Raw genomic sequence first — 23,291 nt, 5'->3', positions numbered from 1 at the left:
AAGAGGGATAGATAGGGTGGTGGAAAAATCGAAAAACTACTAACCTGCTAACTTATAACTGGGTTTTCAGGACTCTATGACCGATATCTCCACGGTAATACACCCCTGGAAATTGAATGTGTTTGATACTAGCATATGCTTGAGCGATCGCTTGTGGGAAATTTTCGCCCGTTGCAGTGATATTTAAAACTCTACCACCATCTGTCACGATTTGTTGGGCTGTATTTAAGTTCGTACCGGCGTGAAACACGATTGCTCCGGCAGTTTCAGCTTCCTCAATACCAGTGATTACTTTGCCTTTTTCATAATCTCCAGGATAACCACCTGAAGCAGCCACTACAGTAGCGGCAGACCCCTGTTTCCAAGCAATTGGAGCCATTTCTCCTAACCGCTGTTGAATACAAGCCAAGAGCAAATCTTCCAAAGGTGTTTCTAGTAATGGCAAAATAACTTGTGTTTCTGGATCACCAAAGCGACAGTTAAATTCTAAAACTTTAAAATTGCCATCAGGTGAAACCATTAACCCAGCATACAGCACGCCTCGGTAGTCAATGCCTGCGGTTCTTAAAGCTGCGATCGCTTTTTCTAAAACTTCGGTTTGAACCCGTGCCATCAACTCTACTGTAGCAATAGGCGCTGGAGCATAGGCTCCCATTCCCCCAGTATTTTCTCCTGTATCGCCCTCCCCAATGCGTTTATGATCTTGAGCAGGTAATAACGGACGAATTGTTAAACCATCTGTTAATGCTAAAACAGAAACCTCTTCTCCTAGCAAACATTCTTCAATAACAACAAAATTGCCTGCACTGCCAAACTGCCCCTGAAAAATCGCATCAATGGCATTTTCTGCCTGTTCTAAAGTTTGAGCAACTGTTACACCCTTACCAGCGGCTAGTCCGTCAGCTTTGACAACTATTGGCACTCCTTCCGCTTTTACATAGGATTTTGCTGCTGCTGCTTCTGTAAATACCGCTGCCTTGGCTGTAGGAATTCCGGCTTTCTGCATCAAAGCCTTAGCCCAAGCCTTACTAGCCTCAATTTGCGCTCCTGCCCTAACTGGGCCAAATACCATCAGTCCTTGACTTTGGAGATAGTCTGTAATTCCATTGGCCAAAGGCACTTCTGGCCCCACCACTACTAAAGAAATATCATTTTCTAAAGCAAATTGGCTGATACCTGCAAAGTCATTAACTGAGAGGGGCAAGTTTTGGCAACCTTCCATACTTGCTGTACCCCCATTTCCAGGTACACAGACAACTTGCTCAATTTTCTTTGATTGCAACAGCTTCCACGCTAGAGCGTGTTCACGTCCCCCATTACCTACAATTAAAACCTTCACTGATTTCCTCGTGCGTCTCTTGCGAAACGAGAATGCCTCAAGGCTACTCGCAGATCAATTTTTTCACTAATTATCCTTCTAATCAAGGGTTAACTGGAGATTGGGAACTGGGTAAACATTCCTCTAAAATCTAGTTGGGTGATATTTTTCGTGATCATGCGACTGAATTAATTGGTATTTTGATGAATTTATTCACAAGTAAAATTCATCACTGTAAATTAAAATTGTAATGATTTCGTTAATTCCTGTATTTTTTAAGTAAAGATGAACACGAGTACTTAAAAATATATCCTTAATTAGTTTAACTGTTGAATAGTTAGCTTGACTCTGCTTAAAAAACTCAAAAAATCAAAAACTAAGCGACATGACTAAAATTATCGTTACTGGAGCCGCTGGGTTTATAGGTTCTCACCTGGTTGATACATTATTGCAACAGGGAGAAGAAGTAATTGGCATTGATGAATTTAATGATTACTATGATCCACTGTTAAAGCGAAAAAATATTGCTACCTGCGAGCGATCGCCTAACTTTACCTTAATTGAAGGCGACATTCAATTTTTAGATTTGCCAAAAATTCTCCAAGATGTAGAGGTAGTCTATCATCAGGCAGCACAAGCTGGGGTGAGAAATTCTTGGGGACAAGGCTTTCGGGCTTACACTGAACGCAATATTAGTGCTACACAACTGTTGTTAGAAGCTGCAAAAGATGCAAAATCTTTGAAAAGGTTAGTATTTGCTTCCACATCAAGCGTGTATGGTGATGCCGAAACTTTACCTACTCATGAAAAAATTGCTCCTCAACCAGTTTCACCCTATGGTATTACCAAGTTAGCAGCTGAAAGATTGTGTGGACTATACCATAAAAATTTTGGTGTACCTTTTGTCTCCTTGCGCTATTTCACTGTTTATGGGCCAAGACAACGCCCTGATATGGCATTTCATAAGTTTTTTAAAGCTGTTTTGCAGGATGAAGCAATTCCTATATATGGTGATGGACAGCAAACGCGAGATTTTACATTTGTCAGTGATGCCATTGCTGCCAATTTAGCCGCAGCTACTGTACCGGAAGCGGTAGGGGAAATTTTTAATATTGGTGGTGGGAGTAGGGTGGTTTTGTCAGAAGTATTGGATACAATGACGGAAATCGTTGGTAAGCCTATCAAACGTAACCACATTGAAAAAGCTATGGGAGATGCGCGTCACACTGCTGCTGATGTATCTAAGGCACAAAAAATTCTTGGATATCAGCCACAGGTTTCTCTAAGGGATGGTTTGAAGCAAGAATGGGAGTGGGTTAAGGGTTTATATACTTGAAGTATTTCCACGCAAATATTTTTTGATTTTCCCTAAATTTGGGGAAGGGATTCTTCGTTCTTCCTTTTCCCCACATTTCTCACAAGTCTCGCGTTCGCACTGCCGATAATCAGTAAACCAAAATATGTTTCCCAGATTTTTGATAGATTATTTTTTGATGCAGTGTGAAAAACCGAAATCTAGATTTCATCAGGGTTTGATAATTGTGGTGAAAAATACGGGTTTCCCCTGTCATTTTTTTTCAGTAAAATATTTTTGCTCTTGAAGTAAATTGATTCGCGCATCTGGGAATACTAAACCTGGAAGTTTCAAGGATAAACACAATATGATTAGCACTCAAGTCAGTATTCCGGGATACAAAGTTGGTCAAAAACTTTATGATGGTTCCAGAACCCTGGTTTATCGAGCTTTCCAAGAAACTAACCAAAAACCAGTGGTAATTAAACTGCTGAAAAATCCTTATTCTAGCTTTAGCGAAATTGTACAATTCCGCAATCAATATACCATTGCCAAAAATCTTAACTTTCCCGGAATTATCCAAACCTACAGTTTGGAAGCATACCAAAATGGCTATGTATTGGTGATGGAAGATTTTGGGGGGATTTCCCTCACTGAATGGAGAAGTAAAGAGGGAAAGAAATCACAAAGCCTAATCCAGTTTTTACAAATTGCTATATCTATATGCCATACCTTAGCTTTTCTCTATCGTCATAATATTATTCATAAAGATATTAAACTCGCAAATATTCTAATTCATCCAGAAACAAAACAAGTTAAACTAATTGACTTTAGTATTGCTTCTCTTCTTCCCTGGGAAACCCAAACAATAATTAGTCCTAATTTATTAGAAGGAACCCTAGCTTATATTTCCCCGGAACAAACTGGACGGATGAACCGAGGGGTAGATTATCGTAGCGATTTCTATTCTTTGGGTGTAACTTTGTATGAATTGCTGACTGGAGAATTACCGTTTAAATCAGATGATCCAATGGAGTTAGTGCATTGTCATATTGCCAAAAAACCACCCCTATTAACTGACAGAGAAGATATTCCACAGGTTGTTTCTGATATCGTTATGAAATTAATGGCTAAAAATGCCGAAGATAGATATCAAAACGCTTTAGGACTAAAGTATGATTTAGAAAAATGTCTTTTGCAATTAGAAGAAACAGGAAAAATTTCATATTTTGAAATTGCCAAGAGAGATATTTGTGATAAATTTATTATCCCGGAAAAATTATACGGTCGAGAAATGGAAGTGGAGGAACTGCTAAAAGCATTTCACAGAGTATCCACAGGAAACAGCGAAATGATGTTAGTCGCGGGGTTGTCTGGGATTGGAAAAACTGCCGTAGTCTCGGAAGTTCATAAACCGATTGTTAAACAACGGGGATATTTTATTAAGGGCAAATTTGACCAATTTAATCGCAATATTCCTTTCTCGGCATTTGTGCAAGCTTTCCGCAATTTAATGAGACAATTACTCACAGAAAGTGATAAACGAATTCAACAATGGCACAATAAAATTCTCCAAGCATTAGGAGATAATGCTCAGGTTATTATTGAAATAATTCCTGAATTAGAAATAATTATTGGTAAACAACCACCCACGGCAGAATTATCGGGTAGTACTGCACAAAATAGATTTAATTTACTTTTGCAAAAGTTTATACAAGTATTTACGACTCAAGAACATCCATTAGTAATATTTTTGGATGATTTACAATGGGCTGATTCAGCTTCTTTGAAACTCATCCAGTTGTTGATGAGTGAAGCTACTAATGGACATTTATTATTAATTGGTGCATATAGAGATAATGAAGTTTCTCCAGCTCATCCTTTAAGATTGACGTTGGATCAAATAGATAAAATTGGCGCAATAATTAACAAAATTACTCTCAATCCACTGAATGAATTTAAACTAAACCAGTTAGTAGCAGATACCTTGGTTTGTGAGGAAAAATTAGCATTGCCACTTTCACAACTAATCTATCAAAAAACTCAAGGTAACCCATTTTTTGCAACTCAATTTCTTAAAGCTTTACACCAAGAGAAACTGATCTTTTTTAATTATGACCAAGGATGTTGGCAATGTGACATAGCAGATATTAATCAAAAAGCCCTCACAAATGAAATAGTTGAATTCATGACATTGCAATTACAAAAATTGCCGGAATCAACTCAAAATGTTTTGAAACTAGCTGCTTGTATTGGTAATGAATTTGATTTAGAAACATTAGCTATTGTTTGCGAACAATCCCAGGTAAAAACGGCAGATTTTTTATGGAAAGCCTTGCAAGGAGGTTTGATTTTACCGCAAAGTGATATTTATAAATTTTATATTGGCTTAGAACATGGATCTGGTAATCAAGAGAATGCGGAGATTGTGACATACAAATTCCTACACGATCGCATTCAACAAGCTGCTTATTCTTTGATTCCGGAAGTAGAAAAACAAAATGTCCATTATCAGATTGGGCAATTATTACTGCAAAAATTTTCGCCAGAAGCTAGAGAAGAAAGGATTTTTGAAGTAGTTAATCAGTTAAATTATGGCATTGCTTTAATAGTTGAACAAACGCAGTTGGAGGAATTAGCACAACTTAACTTGATCGCCTGTTGTAAAGCTAGAACTGCAACTGCTTATCAAACGGCGCGTGAATATGCCACAGTTGGGTTATCCCTGTTAGAAGAAAATGCTTGGCAACGGCAATATAAACTCACCTTAGAACTGCATGAATTAGCGGCTGAAGTAGCTTCTCTGTGTGGCGATTTTGCACAGATGGAGCAGTTGATTAGTATTGTCAATAAACAAGCGCACTCTTTGCTGGAACAGGTTAATGTTTACCGCATTAAAATTCAATCTCATATCTCCCAGAATCAATTTGCCGAAGCCATTGCGATCGCACAACAAATTCTCCAACAACTTGGTGTCACATTTCCTGAAACACCCACACCGACTGATATTCAACGCTCAATCCAAGAGATTGGGGAACTGATTGCAAACAGGGAAATTCAAGATTTAGTTCACCTACCCATGATGACAGATGGGTCAAAAATCGCAATTGTCCAGATTGCCAGTAGTATCATGCCAGTGGCTTACCTCTCTGGTTCACCGTTATTCCCATTACTGATTTGCTTATCAGTTAAACTATCGGTTCTGTACGGAAATACATCGGCTTCAGCCTATATTTATAGTAGCTATGGTGTGATGCTATGTAATTTTTTACAAGATGTGGATACGGCAACACAATTCGGTCAATTAGTACTTCAAATCCTCTCAAAACTAGATACCAAAACAACTAAACCTCAAGTTTTGCTAATTCTGGGAATCTACATTTTGCAACGTAAAGCTCACATTGAAGAAATGCTACCACTCTTGCAAGAAGGCTATACAACCGCACTAGAAGTCGGAAACCTAGAGTTTGCTGGGCATAATGCTCACAATTTTTGTAGCTATTCTTTTTGGTGTGGTCAACCTTTGGAGACTTTAGAACAAAATACTCGCGTCTACAGCCATGAGTTGGCGCAACTTAACCAATTGACAACAGCCAATTACTGTCGAATTTATCGGCAATCTATTTTAAATTTGTTGGGTTTTACGGAACACCCTAGCATTTTGTCAGGAGAAGCCTTTCAAGCGCAGGAATTTCTGCCATTACTCTTGTCTGCCAATGATGGATATGGTTTGTATGCTTTCTATATGTATAGCCTGGTACTTTGCTACTTGTTTGAAGAACTAGAATCAGCTAAAAACCATGCAATTGAAGTCAGACGATATTTTATGGCTGGTGCTGGACTGGTCAGCGAACCTGCGTTTTATCTCTATGATTCTCTGATTGTTCTGGCAAAATTGAGTCAAAATTCAGACGCAATATCAGAAGAATTGCATCATGTTGCAGAAAACCAAACCCAGTTACAGCACTGGGCATATTATGCACCCATGAATTACCAGCATAAGGTTGATTTAGTCCAAGCAGAAAAGTATCGGGTATTAGGGAAAAATTATGAAGCCGGAGATTGGTACGATCGCGCTATCTCAGGAGCTAAGGAGAACAAATACATCCAAGAAGAAGCGATCGCTAACGAACTAGCAGCAAAATTCTACCTCGACTGGGGCAAAGAAACAATCGCCGCAGGATATATGCAACAAGCCTACTACTGCTATACCCGTTGGGGAACAAAAGCCAAAATCCGTGACCTAGAAAAACGCTATCCCCAACTACTCAAACCCATCCTGCAACAGCGACGATTTCACCTTAATCCCTGGGAAACAATTCCCACCAGAGCCTTTTCTCAAACATCCTTATCTGATCATAGCTCTAGCGATCTTACCACCAGTATTTCCGATACATTAGATTTTACCTCTATCCTCAAAGCTGCTCAAGCAATTTCTAGTAGTATCGAAATAGATGAACTGGTTACTAATCTAACCCAAATTATTTTAGAAAACTCTGGTGCGAAAAAATCTGTATTAATTCTTCCCCAGGAAGATACTTGGCAAATCCGAGCAATTACCTTGGTTAATCAAGCAAATTTACAAAGTGAAATACAGACAAGCCTTGCTCCACAATTACTAGATACTAGTCAAGATGTCCCCATAAAAATTATTAATTACGTCAAAAATACTCAGGAAACCGTTGTTATAGATAACTGTAAAACAGATATTACTATGCTAATTGGCGAATATATGCTAGAGCATCAGCCAAAAAGTACATTATGCACACCAATTATTAACCAAGGACATTTAGTTGGGATTTTATATTTAGAAAACAAAATTACCTCTGGAGTATTTACCCAAGCAAGATTACAATTAATTAACCTACTTTCCTCCCAAGCAGCCATCTCTTTAGAAAATGCTCGACTTTACCAACAAGCCCAACAAGCACTAGAAAACTTACAACAAGCCCAATTAAAAATTGTCCAAAGCGAGAAAATGTCCGCATTAGGTAACTTAGTTGCTGGGGTTGCTCATGAAATGAATAATCCTTTGGGATTTATTTATGCCACTCTCGAACAAACTAAACCCGCCCTTGATGATATTATCGAACACATAAAACTTTATCAAGCAAATCTATCAAATCAGAGCGAAGAGATTATTGAACACGCCGAAGAAATTGATTTGAATTATAGTTTAGAAGATTTGCCCAAGATGATTAATGGAATGATCATTGCTTGTGAGAGGTTAAAAAACATCAGCACCAGTTTAAGAACTTTCTCCCGTGCTGATCAAAATTATAAAGTACCATTCAACATTCACGAAGGTATTGATAGTACAATTTTGATTCTCAAACATCGTCTCAAAGCTAACGAACAACATCCAGAGATCGAAGTTATAAATGAGTATGGTGATTTACCACAAATAGACTGTTTCCCCGGTCAATTAAACCAGGTATTTATGAATATCCTAGCGAATGCTATTGACGCTTTAGATGAGTTAAATATGGGGCGCAGTTTCGCAGAAATTAAGGCAAATCCTAACAAAATTACAGTTAAAACATTAACAGAAAATAATTGGGTGAAAATATCAATTGCTGATAATGCTAAGGGTTTGAGAGAAGAAGTAAAACAGAAAATATTTGACTATTTATTTACTACTAAAGTAGTTGGTAAAGGTACAGGATTAGGATTAGCTATCGCTAGACAAATTATCGAAGAAACCCATGCTGGTAAACTGAGTTGTAATTCCATTCTTGGTGAAGGTACTGAGTTTATAATAGAGATTCCAGTGTCCGTGTGAATAAATGATGATTCTTCCTTCCTTCTTGCTTCTGACTCATAATTCTATGGCTTACGCCACGCTGCGCTATCACCAAAAAACTTTTTTAGCAAAGCCTAAGGGAACACCAGAAAATAAATTATCCAATCTTGTGGGACGGGCAGGATGCCCGCACCACAAGAAATTTTTGTACATTTTTTTATTTGGAAGTCCCTAATTAACCTATTCCCAATTTTCAAATTCGTCGATGGTGTTGCGAATGAGGATATTTATTTGGGTACGTCGGGTTTCAAAGTTAGCAGCAATGTAAATTAATAGAATACCAACTAGCAAACCCACTATCCATTTTAAGAAAGAATAACTGAGACTGAAAATCACTAATTGATAGATGCTGGTGATCAAGAAAGCGGCTGTACCAACATAGAGAAAAGCACGTACTCGCAAAGCTAATCCCGCAAAAATGGCAATGAGGCTGAAAATTCCAGGTATGAAGGGCAGATTTTGATGAAAAAATACTGCCCAGCTGCAAATTAAACCACTACCTAATATTCGTAAGCTATGGCGAATTGCTTTAGATTCAGGTAGTCTGAGTTGTTGATCTATTTGAGCAACATATAAGAGTGATAATCCAATAGGTGTGACATACCATAAGCTATCTGTAAGCCGTAAATAATTAAACTCACGAAATAAAGCCCAATCAATTAATGCCACACTCAGATATGTAAAACGCAATTGTGATGTGACTATAGCTAGAAAGATATAAAACCCAGCACACAGAACTAGGGTAATGGGGTAGATTTGTTGTTGAGTTTGCCAAATAATGATTAATGGCAAGATGTATGCGGCTCGTTGCCAAGGTGTTTTTGACCAACCCCAATTTTCCCAAGGTATGATGTAAATAAAGTAGGCGACTATACAAGCTAATGCAGCACGCCAAGGCAGCAACAGTTTACTGATAAAACTTAATACGGGTAAATACTGAAAATAAATATTCACAATACCTGCTTCTATTAAACCCAGGTAAACCCATATTTCATCTATTTCTATTCCCCAATACCTTTGTACAGGAATATTCAGGGTGTTTTTCCTTCCTTGCCAAATGGCATAGCGCATCAAAAATAACCCTGTTCCTATTCCTACAGAGAGGTTAATTTGAATGGGAACTGTAATGGCAGCTAGGAATAAGCAACTACTCCAAACCCAATGTAGATGAGCAATATTTTTGAGTTCTCCTGGAGTGAGACGCAAGTAACTAATCAACCAAGGGGAGAGGATGCGGTAAGCATACATGATGGTAGCACCAAGGGCTGACATGGCAATTAATCCATCACCTAATGCTCCTCCTGAGGCTTGGGACATTTGATAAAAGAGGAGTTCATAGGCAGAGATGGATAGGCCAATGATGCCGAAGTAAAGCAGGGGTTTGAATTCTTCTCTTCTGCGTCCTACGCCAATTAAAATTAAGGCTACACCCAAACTATATAAACCTGTCCAGTCGGTGAAGGTGTTGAACCTCAAGATGACACTAAATGCACCATAGATGAGGGGGAGAATGTGGAAACTACTGGGTAAGTTTGTTGATTGATATTTTCGTCGCCACCATTCCCCGAATAGTTGGGTTGTTAAGCCGAGGGTGATATTGGCAATGCCGATTTTAATAATTGAGTGTTCTCCAAACCCTAGTATTTCGGCGACTAATAATTCTAAACACCAACCGATACCATAAAATGCCCAGTTTGTTGGTTGTTGCCAAGTGCGATAGATAATTGCGGTTAAAGCGATCGCTGTGGCGATCAAATAGGGGATTCCGGCAATGGTATTTCCTGAATAAATAAGAAATGAATGTACGGTGATGCCTAATAATTCTAGGATAGTGAGTGCGATCGCCCATTTGTCACTTGCGGCTGCATAAATAACTGCTAATTCTGTACCTTGTCGTAAAAGGACACTACGCCCTAACCATAAACTTAAGGTAGCGATCGCACCCACTATCAACCAAGTAGATACCGCTAAACTGGGGAAACTCCACAATAACGCCGCAATAAAACCCAGTCCAAAACCAATTGTTAACCCCGCAGTCCCTTCTTTTCTCAAATAGCCAGTATTCACAAACATCACACCTACACCTACACCTAAACCAATTAATCGGGTTTCTGGTAAGGGTAAAGTGAGAAATTGGGCAACTATGACAGCTAAAACACTCAAATAAGTATTGATAATGCGACGCTGTTCAGTAGTGCGAATCCCTAAACCCGTTAGTGCTACAGGTGTAATTAACCAAATCACTCCCCAGCGGTTGTAATTGTAAATCACGCCATAGGTAGATGATTGCAGATTTACAAATAATAAGACAAAACTGAAAGCAGCAAGCCCTAAACCGATATACCAAGCACTACGTTTCCAGATTCCTGCACCCAGACTAAATACCCATTCTGCAACCATTACAGTTAACAAAATTGCTGCCCAAATTTCCTGATTTAAATTTGGTGACAGCCAATTGATAGTAGAAAAAAGTGTCGAAATTCCTGTGATATGAGTTAAATAGACTAGATAAGGAAGGAAAGAATGGCGTTTAGTGACAATAGCCAGAGTAATGGTAGAAAATAGTAAGTTGAGAGTTAGTAATATAGGATTTAGTAAAGCGAACATCGTTAAACAAACCCCTAATAATAGGGTTAGCTGTTCACCAAACGTTGCTAATTCCTGCTTTTGATCACGATAGAGACGATCTGTTAACACCAACATCAAAATGATGTAAGGAAATAAAGCAATACTCAATAATGCCCAAGGTTGATTTTGGGAATTGGTAAGAGAAGTAGCTGTATTAATTGCTAATTGCTGCAATTGATCAGGTACTAACCGCCAAAATAGCCAAGTCGTTTGTAAGCCAATAAAGAAAATAGCCGCGACATCAACTTTAAAACTACACCTTTGTAAACGACGGCTACAAAACCACAAACTTATACCACTGACAGCCACAGCTTGTGCTGGTTGAGTCCATACTGACACCAACCAACCTAAAAACAGCAAAATTTCCCCTAGCTTTTCCCAAAGTAAGTTGAGTTCAGGAGGTGAAGTCGCATCTGTTGTCTTTCTTGCCGCCCTCTGTGCTTGGGAGTTGGGGGTGAGGTTCTTCTCTGATAACCAAATCACTAACCCACCACAAATACCAATAGCTAAACCTAACTGAGTGATATTTACATCGGCTAGAAAAATCGCCCGTGTTAACAGAGATACTAAAGCATAAATAATTACATAGCCATATATACCAAAACTCCCACTAAAACGCTGTTCACCTTGATTTTGTTGTGGGTTTTGATAAATAGTAATAATAGTTGTACCTAGCATTGCCAAATATACGGCAATTAGGGGAAATCCAGCTAAATTCCAACCCCAATGCAGATAACTCAAACCCAGAATATTTACCAAAGGTAATTTACCACTGGGGAAATTAGTAATAATTGTGCGACTTTTACACAGTAAAACTGTAATTGTTGATAACAACAGAGAGGCAAAAGCTAATATTATCCAATTAATAGGATTTATCCACAAATTGAAGCTATCCATTGCCCAGAAATTGACAGGCACTAATAATAAAGTCACAATTAATAAAGTCTGTGCTGTCAATCTGAGATTAGTTTGTTTTCCAGCCCAAAAAGTGAAACCGCAAAAACTCAAAGTATAAGCTAATAAAACCCCATATTGTCCAACAGCAGGGAATCTTTCCCACTGACTTGCTGCCAATACACCAGAGGATAAAACTACTAAAAATACGCCTAAAAACAATAACCAGCGGACACTTAATTCTTCACCCAATGATTGAAACATGGAAGTGACAAAATTTGGTTTAGCTGGTGCTTTTGGTTTTGGGGGTAAAGTAGCAATTAATGGTTTTGTTATGGTAAAATTTGTCAATACCTCTTGTGGCTGATTTTGTAACTGAGGTTGTAGGATGACAGCACAAACAAGATAATCTCGACACAGCTTTTTAACTTGAGTATCAGATATCAAACCCAGACGCAACCAAATATCTAGTCCTTCTAATAACTGAGGATGGAAAGAAGGTATGCTCAGTTCAATTTTGAGTGGACTGTCTAGGGGTGATGGCATAAGTTCCAACCGTATCAGTAGATACTTATATTTTGATTGTGATGCTACAACATTTTGGTGTTTCTTGTGCCAGTTGTAAGAATATTTCACGCAAAGGCGCAAAGACGCAAAGAAAAGTTACCTTTTACCTTAAAAATACCAGGTATATTGTAGCCATTTGTGGAAACTGTCACTTTTTTATGAATAAAAGTCTTTTTCTCCACGGTTTATTAATTTCTCTTCTTGGTAGCTTTCTTGGCACTACTTGCATAAAAGCTGGCATAGATACCCAATCCTTTCTCACTACAGCTATACCAGCACAAGGTTTTGTCATAGATGTGCTGAAAAGTCCTTCAACTAAGCCTAAGCAACGTATAACTTATTACAATTATCGTCTACTGATAAAATTCACTCCACAGCAAGGTAAATTAACAACATTTGAATCTAACACCAGCAATAACCTACCTTCGTATACTAAAGGACAGCAGGTTGAAGTATTATATAATCATGAAAATCCTCAGTCTGCTATGATTAACTCATGGGATGAAATCTGGGGTGGTTTAACTTTTGCTACTGGATTAAGTTCTGTATTTGTTTTGTGTAGATTATGGTTAATGTTTACATCCTTCCCTTCTAAACGTCGAAATTAATCCATACCAGCCTTTTGCTCTTTATATATCTCCTTAAACAAAGCCTGCTGCTTTTTATGATCTACAACTGGTGCAGGATAACCAATAGAACGACGCTCTAAAGGTGTAATATTACCACTTATTAAAAACTGCGTCTCTACAGACTTTAATTCTGATACCCATTGGCGAATATATTCCCCTTCTCCATCAAATTTTTGCGCTTGACTTGCGGGGTTAAAAATCCTTAATGGTTTCGGGTCCATGCCACTCGAAGCACTCCATTGCCAACCACCATTATTAGCAGATAAATCACCGTCAATGAGTTTCTGCATAAAATATTTTTCTCCCCATTGGGGATTAATGATTAAATCTTTAGTTAAAAAACTGGCAACTATCATTCTACATCTATTGTGCATCCAGCCTGTTTCATTTAACTGCCGCATGGCTGCATCAACTATCGGATAACCCGTTTTTCCCTCACACCAAGCTTGAAAATGTTTTTCATTATTTTGCCAGGGGAAACTTTTAAAACTATCTCGATATGCACCGTCAGCTAAATCTGGGAAATAGTACATGGCGTGTTGATAAAATTCTCGCCAAGCTAATTCTTGTTGCCAGGTGCGGATACTAGCTGTTACTTCTTCACTATTACTATTTTCTAATGCTTCTATTGTTGCTTGCCAAACAGTACGAATACCAATGACACCAAATTTCAAAGCTGCACTTAATTGTGATGTCCCATCAATAGCAGGAAAATTACGCTGTTCTTGATATTCATTAATGGCAGAATGGGTAAAAGTTTCTAAACGTTCCTGTGCTGCGGCTTCCCCTGGTTCAATAACTAATTCTCCATCCCAAATAAAGCCTAAATCTTGAGCAGAAGGTAAATTAATTGCACCTGCTTGTCGAGCAATTTCATGTTCTTGTGCTGTTAAACCTGTAAAATTTTGTAGCGTTTCTACTGGAGTGGCTTTGGGTTTACTAATCCAATTTTTCCAGAAAGGAGTATAAACAGTATAGGGGGTTTTAGAACCACTAAAAATTTCTGCTGGTGAATGAAGTAACTGATCCCAATTTTGGTTGAGAAACTGAATCCCTTTTGCTGTTAAGGAATCAATGACAGCCATATCTCGTGTTTGAGAATATGGTTCTACATCCCAATTCCAAAACACTGCTTTTGCTTGTAATGCTGTCGCTAAAGCCGGAATTAAGTTGAGTGGATTACCTTGCAGAATTAACAATTGGCTACCAGCTTGGTTATATCGCTTTTGCAGTGCTTGTAAACATCCAATCATATACGTGACTCTAGCTGGTGCTATGTCATCTCGTTGTAAAATATCAGGATCAAGGCAAAACACACCTACTACCTTTGGACTCTGTTCTCTGGCTTTAGCCAGTCCTGTATGATCGGAAATACGTAAATCGCGGCGATGCCAAAATAAAATTAGGTCAGACATTCGTTCTTGATGCAGTTTATTTGTACTAGTTTAAAACTAAAAGTAGTATTTAGCATCACGCCACTGAATAAATTTATTAGATACACAGATAAAATCGCAGTATTATAAAAAACGCCATTTACTTGGTCGGAATAGTGGCGTTTTGATGTAAATTTAAGTATACTATCCTTGATAGATTATTTAGTATTTTGATTTTGTCATGGCGACTTTATTACTGGACGACGGGACGATTGAAACTGATTTAAATCGAATAATAGATGAATTAGCACCTTTAGGGATCACAATCAGACATTATGACCCTGGTACATCGCTGCTTTTTCCTCATCTACTAGATCAAGATGTGGTGACAGAATCTGAGAAGCGTTATGTGGTGGGACTTCATAACAGTGTGTTTGAATTTCTACAGCAAGAAAACGATTATTTATGGTGTGACTTGCTGAGTGTTCATCCAGGTTCACCCAATCTAGAAACACTGATAGCAACCTATGGACGTTACCACACTCATACTGCGGCTGAAGCTGTTTACTTATTGGCAGGAGAGATGATTTATGGTTTTGTTAAACCTGATGGTAGTCAAGTAAAGTTATTAATTCAAGCACAAGACTATATTCACATTCCATCGGAAGTTGAACATTGGAGTAGTCCTTCTGCATTGTTGCATTTTAAGGTGATTCGCTATTTCACAACTGTGGAGGGTTGGATGCCAAATTATACAGGAACTCATCTGAGTGATTTGCTCAATAAACCACGCTGAGAAAGTTTCATTAAAATAAGAAAACACATTTAAAAGCATCTACTAATTTCTTTCTCGCGCTGCTCATTATATAAACATATTTGCCTCCCCTCCCCTGAAGGACATAAAAGTTTGTATGCTGAGTTGATATATAGGATTCCTATTTGATTGTTGAAATTTACATAGTGGGAAATGCCCACCTTACACTACTTAAGATTTTTCAGAAATGATTTAGGATTCCTATAGTTCTTCATAGTTCTGATAAAAACTGGTGCAAGAGGATTTTCGGTTAATTGTTGATTTGGTGTCGGTTCTCGCCGTCGCCGCCTGTGGTGGACTGCTGGCTGCGTTGTTAAAACAACCTGTATTACTGGGGTATCTGATTGGCGGTATGGTCGTGGGGCCAGCCGGACTGGGGGTCATTAAAGAAGTTGTGCAGGTAGAAACCCTGGCTCAGTTTGGGGTGGCTTTTTTGTTATTCGCTTTGGGTGTGGAGTTTTCTTTTGGGGAACTGAAGAAAGTAAAAGCGATCGCACTTGGGGGAGGTGGACTACAAATTATCCTCACCATTCTCATCACCGTTTTGGTGTGTGGGATCACAGGTGCTTGGGGAACTTTACCCGCAAAAGGGGTATTTTTAGGGTCAATTCTGTCTTTGTCTTCCACAGCAGTTGTTCTCAAGTGCTTGATGGAACGCAACGAAACCGAAACACCTCACGGTCAAGTCATGCTGGGGATTTTGGTAGTCCAGGATTTAGCTTTGGGGTTAATGTTAGCAGTGTTACCAGCCCTGCACGAGCCTGGAGAAGTCCTGGGTATGGCAGTACTAACAGCTTTGGTGCGAATTGGTCTATTTGCAGCCGGTGCAGTTGTGGCGGGAATTTGGTTAATTCCCCCTTTGCTTAGACTCATAGCCCGCACTGAAAGTCGGGAGCTATTTCTATTAGGAGTGGTAACTCTATGTTTGTGTATTGCCCTACTGACTGAATATTTAGGTTTATCAATTGAAATGGGGGCATTTGTCGCCGGTTTGATGATTTCTGAGGTGGAATACGCTGACGAAACTCTGACCATTGTTGAACCTTTACGGGATATCTTCGCTAGTTTATTTTTCGCTGCTATTGGGATGTTAATCGACCCAGTATTTTTGTGGAACAATCTAGAATTGATTCTCGGCTTGGTGGGACTTGTTTTTATTGGTAAATTTTTAATTATCACTCCCCTAGTTAAATTATTCGGCTATCCACTGAAAACAGCTTTAATTGTGGGGTTGGGACTGGCGCAAATTGGGGAATTTTCCTTTGTGCTGGCTAGTGAAGGACAGGCTTTGGGCTTGGTGTCCCGACGCATATATTTACTAATTTTGGGAACTACCGCAGTCACGCTGATGTTGACTCCTTTTGTTTTGCGATTAGTACCATTTTTATTCAATTTTGCTGAATCAATGCCTTGGTTGAAACCTTACTTAGAAGAAGATCAGGTGCGTGATGTTTCGGAAGATTTACCACGCAAAGACCATATAGTAGTCTGCGGTTATGGTCGCATTGGTAAGAATTTGGTGAAGTTGTTGCAACAAAATAATCTACCTGTGGTAGTGATTGACCAATCAGAAAGTCGGATTCAACAATTACGGGATGCGGGAATACCTTATGTTTATGGAAATGGGGTGAGTTTTCATGTTTTGGAAACTGCTGGGGTGAATGATGCTCAAGGAATGGCGATCGCTCTTCCAGATCCTGCTAGTATCCGTTTATGCTTGAAACGGTCTTTGGAATTATCCCCAGAATTAGATTTAGTTGTCCGCGCTACCCAGGATAAAAATATTGAAATCCTCTACCAATTGGGAGCTAGGGAAGTTGTCCAACCAGAGTTTGAAGCTAGTTTAGAAATGGCTACCTACTTACTTACTGGTGTTGGGTTGTTGCCAGCAGTGGTACAACAGCAAATGCAGGAAATCCGCAAAGACCATTATTTAGATTTGCGTCCTGAACGTTCTGCTGCTGAGGTTTCTGAATATTTACAGGAAGTAACCCGCGATTTGAATCGTCGTTGGTATGACTTACCATCTGGTTCCCCGTTGATTGGGATGACTTTAGAAGAAGCGGATATGCGCTATCTCATTGGGGTGAGTTTAATGGCTATTCGTCGCATCAATGGGGAGGAGATTGATTATCCTAATAGTCAGATTAAACTAGAAGCGGGCGATCGCTTGTTAGTTGTGGGTGCAAGTGAGGAGTTAGCAGCTTTAGCAGAGTTTGCTCAGGGAAATGCGGCTGTTCCCGGAGAAAGTAATGCTTGTCAATGGATAAGTGTTCCAGCAAATTGTCCTATTTTGGGTAAGACTCTGGCAGATTTAACTGTTGATGAACAGTATGGGGTAAAAGTCCAGGCAATTCGGCGAGATGGCAAATTTATCCGCTTTCCTCGTGGCAATATGGATTTGAGAATAGGTGATCAAGTGCTGCTTTGCGGTAGTTTAACCAGTTTGAATGAACTCCAAGAATTTTTTACTCCTTCTTGTGAGTTACCTGTGATTCCGTAGAGGTGGGGGGGTGTTAAGTTAGCTTTTACTCTTTTGCTACAAGAAGAATATGGATTAAATGAACCACGAAGGCGCGAAGGACGCGAAGGAAGAAGGAAAAGAAGAAGGAAGGAAGATGAGAAATCTTAAACTGGGAAGAGTGTTATTTGTCGTACCTAGTTAAAAAGTTTAAAAAGCCGATTAAGCTCCCTGCCCCCTGCCTCTTTTCCCCCTGCTATTCTATATTGGCAACTTCAACGCTGGCTTCTCGTGGGACTAATCCCCTTTCTAATACTGCTTCACTGCGAGATTTCATATAGACTATCGCTAGTTTCCAAACAATTATTTGCTCGTTGTTGCTATCTACAATACATACACAATTGTGATCTTGCCAAAAAACCTGACCTATGATTAGGTCCCCAGTCACTAGTTTGAATTCGACTGTTGGTTTTTGTTTAATCCAAGTTTGCACTTGTCGAATGCTAGGTAGGCTCGTATTAAAGTCAGTTGTTGCCATTTTTGGTAATGATATATGTACGAGGGATAATGTTTAAATCAGCACTCATCTATCTTTGATAATTCATCTAGAGAAAAATGGCAATCGAATTTACTAAGTATCATGGTCTAGGTAACGATTTCATCCTCATTGATAACCGTTCTGCTTCTACACCAGTCATTAAACCAGAGGAAGCTGTGAAGTGGTGCGATCGCCATTTTGGTATTGGCGCTGATGGTGTTATCTTTGCTTTACCAGGTGAAAATGGTGCTGACTACTCTATGCGGATTTTTAATTCCGATGGTTCAGAACCAGAAATGTGCGGTAATGGGATTCGTTGTTTAGCAGCATTTTTAACTGAGTTAGAAGGTGTATCCCGCACTAAAGACTATTATCGCATTCATACTTTAGCAGGTGTGATGACTCCCCAACTCACGGATGATGGTCAAATCAAGGTAGATATGGGTTTTCCTCGGTTACTCGCACAAGAAATTCCTACTACTCTTGCTGCTGCTGACAGTAAAGTCATTAATCAACCTCTAGAAGTTGCAGGAAAAACTTGGGATGTTACCTGTGTCAGTATGGGAAATCCTCACTGTATCACTTTTGTTGAGGATGTTGCGGCTATTCCTTTAGAAACTATTGGCCCCAAATTTGAACATCACCCAGCTTTTCCCCAAAGAATCAACACAGAATTTATTGAAGTTGTTAACCGTAATTATTTAAAAATGCGGGTTTGGGAACGGGGTGCGGGTATTACTTTGGCCTGTGGTACAGGTGCTTGTGCTGTTTTGGTAGCTGGAGTTTTAAATGATAAGTGCGATCGCACAGCTACAATTGAATTACCAGGAGGCCCCTTAGAAATTGAATGGTCAGAAGTTGATCAACGAGTTTACATGACCGGGCCAGCAGAACGGGTATTTACAAGCAAATTCTAACCTGTATGGTCGTATTGCAATAAGCCCCTGAGAAGATTTTCTTGTAGGGTGCGTCAGACTCGATAATTTGGCACAACTAACAGATTTTCTATATCTGACGCACCTTACTCATATGTTGTTCCAAAAGTCTGCAATAACCAATTATCTTTGATTTTATCATGTCCAATTTGTATAGTGCGTAAATCCTTACATATTATGAGCATTATCGTCTTTGGCAGCATCAATCTAGACTTAGTAGCAACAACTCCCCGCTTACCAGTTGCAGGTGAAACATTGCTGGGAGAAACCTTTTTTAAAACACCAGGAGGTAAAGGTGCAAATCAAGCAGTCGCATTAGCAAAATTGGGAATTCCTACCCACATAATAGGACGTGTAGGTGCTGATAGTTTTGGTGCAGAACTCATCAACAATTTGCAAATCTCTGGTGTAAAAACCGAGAATATCTCAATTTCTGAAAATGTCAGTTCTGGAGTTGCTATCATCACCGTAGATCATGGTGGAGAAAATCACATAATTGTAATTCCTGGTGCAAATGCACAAGTTAATCAAGATGATATAGAAAGATTATCTCATTTATTACCTGAAACAACAGCCATACTTTTACAATTAGAAATCCCTATTGATACCGTTGTTAAAGCTGCCCAATCTGCCAAAAATGCAAATATAACAGTTATTCTAGATCCTGCACCAGCACAATCTCAATTACCAGATGAACTTTACCCACTAATAGATATTATCACACCCAACGAAATAGAAGCGAGTCAATTAGTAGGTTTTCCTGTCAATGGAGAAAAAACAGCAGCAAAAGCAGCAACTATTTTATTGCAACGGGGGGTAAAGTGTGCCGTGATAAAATTGGGTGCAAAAGGCGTTTATTGTGCCACTGCTGACCAAAATTTCTTTATCCCAGCTTTTCCAGTTCATGCAGTTGATACAGTTGCTGCTGGTGACGCTTTTAATGCAGGTTTAGCAGCAGCACTTTTTCACAAACTCCCCTTACGTGAAGCAGTGGTTTGGGGTGCAGCCGCAGGTGCTTTAGCAACAACAAAATTAGGGGCGCAGAGTTCTTTGCCTGATAGAATTACATTGGAAAAGTTTTTACAGCAATTTACGGGTAAATGAACCACATTTTTATATTTCACGAGAGAAAGAATAATTCATTTCATAATAAAAGTACTCCCTTTCCAGTGGAAGAGTTATATCTTCTTCCCTCTTCCTTTCCCAGAAATATTGAGGAGATACTAATAATTTAATCAGGTAAAAAATCTTTATTTAAACATTTATCTTCACTAAAAGGAGACTCTACTGGAAAATTATCAATTAACAAGCCTGTTTCTATAGCTGCTTGCTGACGTGCATCTTGATAACATTCAGAGAATATTTTTAAGAAATATTTTTTTAAACTCGGACTATCTTGTAAATTTCTATTTAATCTACGTCTATGTTCCAAGATAGTAGAAAGCCAACTATTAGTACGTTTTTCAGGCTGATATTGATATTTCAGAAGGTGCATTAAAAGTACTACTAAATTGCTTTCTAATGCTCTCTTTTCACTTCTGCCCATGCTTTCGATTTCTTCAATCAGATTGTCTAAATCAATTTCAGCAAATCTCTTTGCTTTTAATTGTTTGGCTGTTGTTTCTATCCATAGGTAAAAATCTTTTTCGTAAAGATTCGAGTTTGTAGTTACTGTTGGTTGAGGTGCTGTCATATAATTCTTTAACCTCCCGTGACTCTATTATAACAAATTAATGGAGTTATAATTCAGTTACCTAAAACATACTATCAATTTAAGGAAATGGATAATTTGGATTTTCTCCTCGTTCCCTCATTTCGTATTCTTTGATATATTGCTGTAGAGCTAGTTTCTGATTTTCTGTTAAGCCTGAATCTTCTGCTAAATTTCTAACTCTGTTAATAATTTCAGATACTTCTAAATAAGGTGAAAGCCATTGAGGATCTAGCCTATAACCCTTTCGATTTTTAACGAGATAATTTTCTAGTAACTCAGCTAAATTTTGATCTTTTTCAATAACCTTTTGTAGCCATTCTTTGATTTCTTCTACGCCACATAAATCACGCCAAAAAGCTAATACAGATAGTAGTTTAGGCACTTTTAAAAAATTAAACTGTATTTTATCTTGATATGCAGCTTTTTTTATTTTATCTAAAGCTACTTGCTCTAATTCTTCTAGTTGTTGTGAATTAACAAGCCTTTCTCCTTCGGGTTTACTACTTGTAGCTTTATATTTACCATGCTGTTCTCCAAGAGAATTAACTTGGTTAACTATTGTAAATATTGCTTGTCCATTTTGCATTGATTCCTGAAGAATTATCCCCCGTTTCTCTTTTTCTATTCTTTCTAAAAGCTGATGAATCAAAAACTCTATTTCATATTCATTACCCATAGCAAAACTTGAGTTTATTTCATCCTCTAATTTCAGCAGATTATCACCAACTTTAAATAAAGCTTCTAAAATTGAAGGGACACAATTTAAAGGAATATCGTTTTCATCCAAATCCCTCAGACGGTTTAAAAACAATTTTACTCTACTTTTACCATCAGGGCGGATTTGATTAGATAGCTCTACTAGTTTTCTGGCAAATTCCTGAGAATCATTTGCTATTGCGAATACAGCTTTCATTTCAGAATTTGATATATCACCTTCTGGTATTGCTAGGCGAAAATATCGAGGGAATATTTCTCCAATACATATACGGAGTTGTTTTTTATCCTTTGCTACCTTCTGACTTGTTGTTATCACATTGTGTTTTTCTATAGCATTTCTGAGTCCAGGAAAAATAAGGATCATTATATTTTTTACCGCTTTTCTATCCTTTCCATTGATTTGGCTAATCCAAGAATCATGAAATATTTTACGTTCTTCCTCACTCATATAATTAGAGAGTGTCAAATTAAGTTGAGAAAGAGAAAATAATTCTGAATTATGGCGGACTATATTGTATATAAATGGACAAAATACTCTGATAGTTTCAATCGCAATAAAATCAACAAAGTTAACTTCTCCCTTGACTGCTGGATATGTTACCATCAAGGTATTTATTAACCGACGAATACTGCGAGGTGTAGTTATAAAATGTTCTATGCCTTGTAAATATACTTCTCGCCAATGGTCTTCTTGAAATAGCTCTTCTGGAGTATCGGCACGTATTTTCTTTATATCTGCTTGAAATAATCCGCGAAGTGAGAATTTATCTGGAAGAGGTAACTCAAAGGGAACTTGAACGATTTTTTCAAGGTAGGATTCACCATCCATTTTCTGTATATCTTCAAGTGCTTTGACGACAACTTCTTTGTCAAATAGCAACAGATAAATAACATTAGGAAAATTAGCGACTGCTTTTATAACCCGAAATAGTTGTCTAATCTCTTCAGCAGTCAGTCTATCAATATCATCAATAACAACCAATATTCGCTTGTTCTGATCTCTCAGTGTCTTCTCAATTTCTTCTTTTAATTTGTATATATCCTTTGGCTGTCTAAATGTTTTTACTAATGTCGCAAATATTTTTACTTTAGCATCAGGAATTGTAGATACTCTGTCAGCTAAACTATCTAACTGCTTTAATAAACCATTCCCCTGTGATTTCCATTTTTCACTTAAAACACCTCGCAATTGATCAAAAAAGCTTTTAGTGAGGTCTTCTTGTCCTGAAAACCACCAGGGATTAAAAGGTACAATAATTGGCTGTTCTTCCTCTGCCTTCTGTTCCAGGTAATGAACTATAAAATTTAATAAGGTTGATTTACCTGAACCCCAAGGAGCATAAACTGCCATCACAAAACCATCTAAAGGAGACATTTTGCAAATGCTTTTAGCTAAATTCTCGGCGAAATAGGTATATTCAAATTCATCGTCTTTTGGATTAGTTAAAGGTTTATCTGCGGATAAAATATTGAAATCTTCAGTTTCCACATTAGAATTTATTTTGATCTCTGACATACATTTTTAATTAAGATACAATAAATAAGCTTAGATGTAGATGTCATTAAAAATTAACCACTTTTTCAGGTTATAGATGATTTTAAATCC

At 38.2% G+C, this 23,291-nt stretch carries 13 protein-coding genes; 7 read left to right on the top strand and 6 right to left on the bottom strand.

The genetic code is table 11. The features are described 5' to 3' along the window. Window positions 1-52 precede the first annotated feature (52 nt). A complete protein-coding gene (gene purD / locus ACSQ6I_RS06430; RefSeq protein ID WP_438889546.1) occupies window positions 53-1,339 on the bottom strand; it encodes a phosphoribosylamine--glycine ligase in 1,287 nt (428 codons plus the stop codon). Between the two features lie 364 nt (window positions 1,340-1,703). Between purD and ACSQ6I_RS06425 the strand changes: the two genes are divergently transcribed. Together ACSQ6I_RS06425 and ACSQ6I_RS06420 are read left to right on the top strand one after the other, a co-directional pair. Then, entirely contained in the window at window positions 1,704-2,654 is a 951-nt protein-coding gene (locus ACSQ6I_RS06425; protein ID WP_438889545.1) for an NAD-dependent epimerase/dehydratase family protein, read from the top strand. Between the two features lie 325 nt (window positions 2,655-2,979). Then, complete coding sequence (locus ACSQ6I_RS06420; RefSeq protein ID WP_438889544.1) at window positions 2,980-8,394, top strand: trifunctional serine/threonine-protein kinase/ATP-binding protein/sensor histidine kinase; 5,415 nt, start codon at window positions 2,980-2,982, stop codon at window positions 8,392-8,394. Window positions 8,395-8,595: 201 nt separating this feature from the next. On the opposite strand, the gene ACSQ6I_RS06415 is transcribed toward ACSQ6I_RS06420, so the two are convergent. Beyond that, on the bottom strand, window positions 8,596-12,483 hold the full coding sequence (locus ACSQ6I_RS06415; RefSeq protein ID WP_438889543.1) for a DUF2157 domain-containing protein: 3,888 nt from the start codon (window positions 12,481-12,483) through the stop codon (window positions 8,596-8,598). Between the two features lie 179 nt (window positions 12,484-12,662). On the opposite strand from ACSQ6I_RS06415, the gene ACSQ6I_RS06410 reads away from it, so the two are divergent. Continuing rightward, window positions 12,663-13,112, top strand: a complete 450-nt coding sequence (locus ACSQ6I_RS06410) for a DUF3592 domain-containing protein (RefSeq protein ID WP_438889542.1) — start codon at window positions 12,663-12,665, stop codon at window positions 13,110-13,112. Here ACSQ6I_RS06410 and ACSQ6I_RS06405 read toward each other — a convergent pair. After that, window positions 13,109-14,548, bottom strand: coding sequence for an FAD-binding domain-containing protein (locus tag ACSQ6I_RS06405; RefSeq protein WP_438889541.1), 1,440 nt, complete (start codon window positions 14,546-14,548; stop codon window positions 13,109-13,111). The genes ACSQ6I_RS06410 and ACSQ6I_RS06405 overlap by 4 nt on opposite strands. Window positions 14,549-14,747: 199 nt before the next feature. On the opposite strand from ACSQ6I_RS06405, the gene ACSQ6I_RS06400 reads away from it, so the two are divergent. Then, window positions 14,748-15,302 (top strand): acireductone dioxygenase, encoded by a 555-nt coding sequence (locus tag ACSQ6I_RS06400; protein WP_438889540.1) that lies wholly within the window; start codon window positions 14,748-14,750, stop codon window positions 15,300-15,302. Window positions 15,303-15,552: 250 nt separating this feature from the next. Next, on the top strand, window positions 15,553-17,823 hold the full coding sequence (locus ACSQ6I_RS06395; protein ID WP_438889539.1) for a cation:proton antiporter domain-containing protein: 2,271 nt from the start codon (window positions 15,553-15,555) through the stop codon (window positions 17,821-17,823). A 214-nt stretch (window positions 17,824-18,037) separates the two neighbouring features. Here ACSQ6I_RS06395 and ACSQ6I_RS06390 read toward each other — a convergent pair whose 3' ends face one another. Next, entirely contained in the window at window positions 18,038-18,319 is a 282-nt protein-coding gene (locus ACSQ6I_RS06390; protein WP_438889538.1) for an Hfq-related RNA-binding protein, read from the bottom strand. A gap of 77 nt (window positions 18,320-18,396) precedes the next feature. Between ACSQ6I_RS06390 and dapF the strand changes: the two genes are divergently transcribed. Further along, window positions 18,397-19,236: a diaminopimelate epimerase gene (dapF, locus tag ACSQ6I_RS06385; RefSeq protein WP_438889537.1), complete on the top strand. Its 840-nt coding sequence runs from the start codon at window positions 18,397-18,399 to the stop codon at window positions 19,234-19,236. A gap of 195 nt (window positions 19,237-19,431) precedes the next feature. After that, window positions 19,432-20,358: a ribokinase gene (gene rbsK, locus ACSQ6I_RS06380; RefSeq protein ID WP_438889536.1), complete on the top strand. Its 927-nt coding sequence runs from the start codon at window positions 19,432-19,434 to the stop codon at window positions 20,356-20,358. Window positions 20,359-20,485: 127 nt separating this feature from the next. Here rbsK and ACSQ6I_RS06375 read toward each other — a convergent pair whose 3' ends face one another. Next, window positions 20,486-20,947 carry a DUF29 domain-containing protein gene (locus ACSQ6I_RS06375; RefSeq protein ID WP_438889535.1) on the bottom strand — a complete coding sequence of 154 codons (462 nt, stop codon included), beginning with the start codon at window positions 20,945-20,947 and terminating at the stop codon, window positions 20,486-20,488. A gap of 79 nt (window positions 20,948-21,026) precedes the next feature. Then, complete coding sequence (locus ACSQ6I_RS06370; RefSeq protein WP_438889533.1) at window positions 21,027-23,174, bottom strand: KAP family NTPase; 2,148 nt, start codon at window positions 23,172-23,174, stop codon at window positions 21,027-21,029. Window positions 23,175-23,291 lie beyond the last annotated feature (117 nt).

It is taken from the genome of Anabaena sp. WFMT, from assembly GCF_051781005.1.
GTDB lineage: Bacteria > Cyanobacteriota > Cyanobacteriia > Cyanobacteriales > Nostocaceae > Anabaena.
The sequence above is the reverse complement of the archived record's forward strand: the minus strand, read 5'-3'. Positions and strand labels throughout refer to the sequence as shown.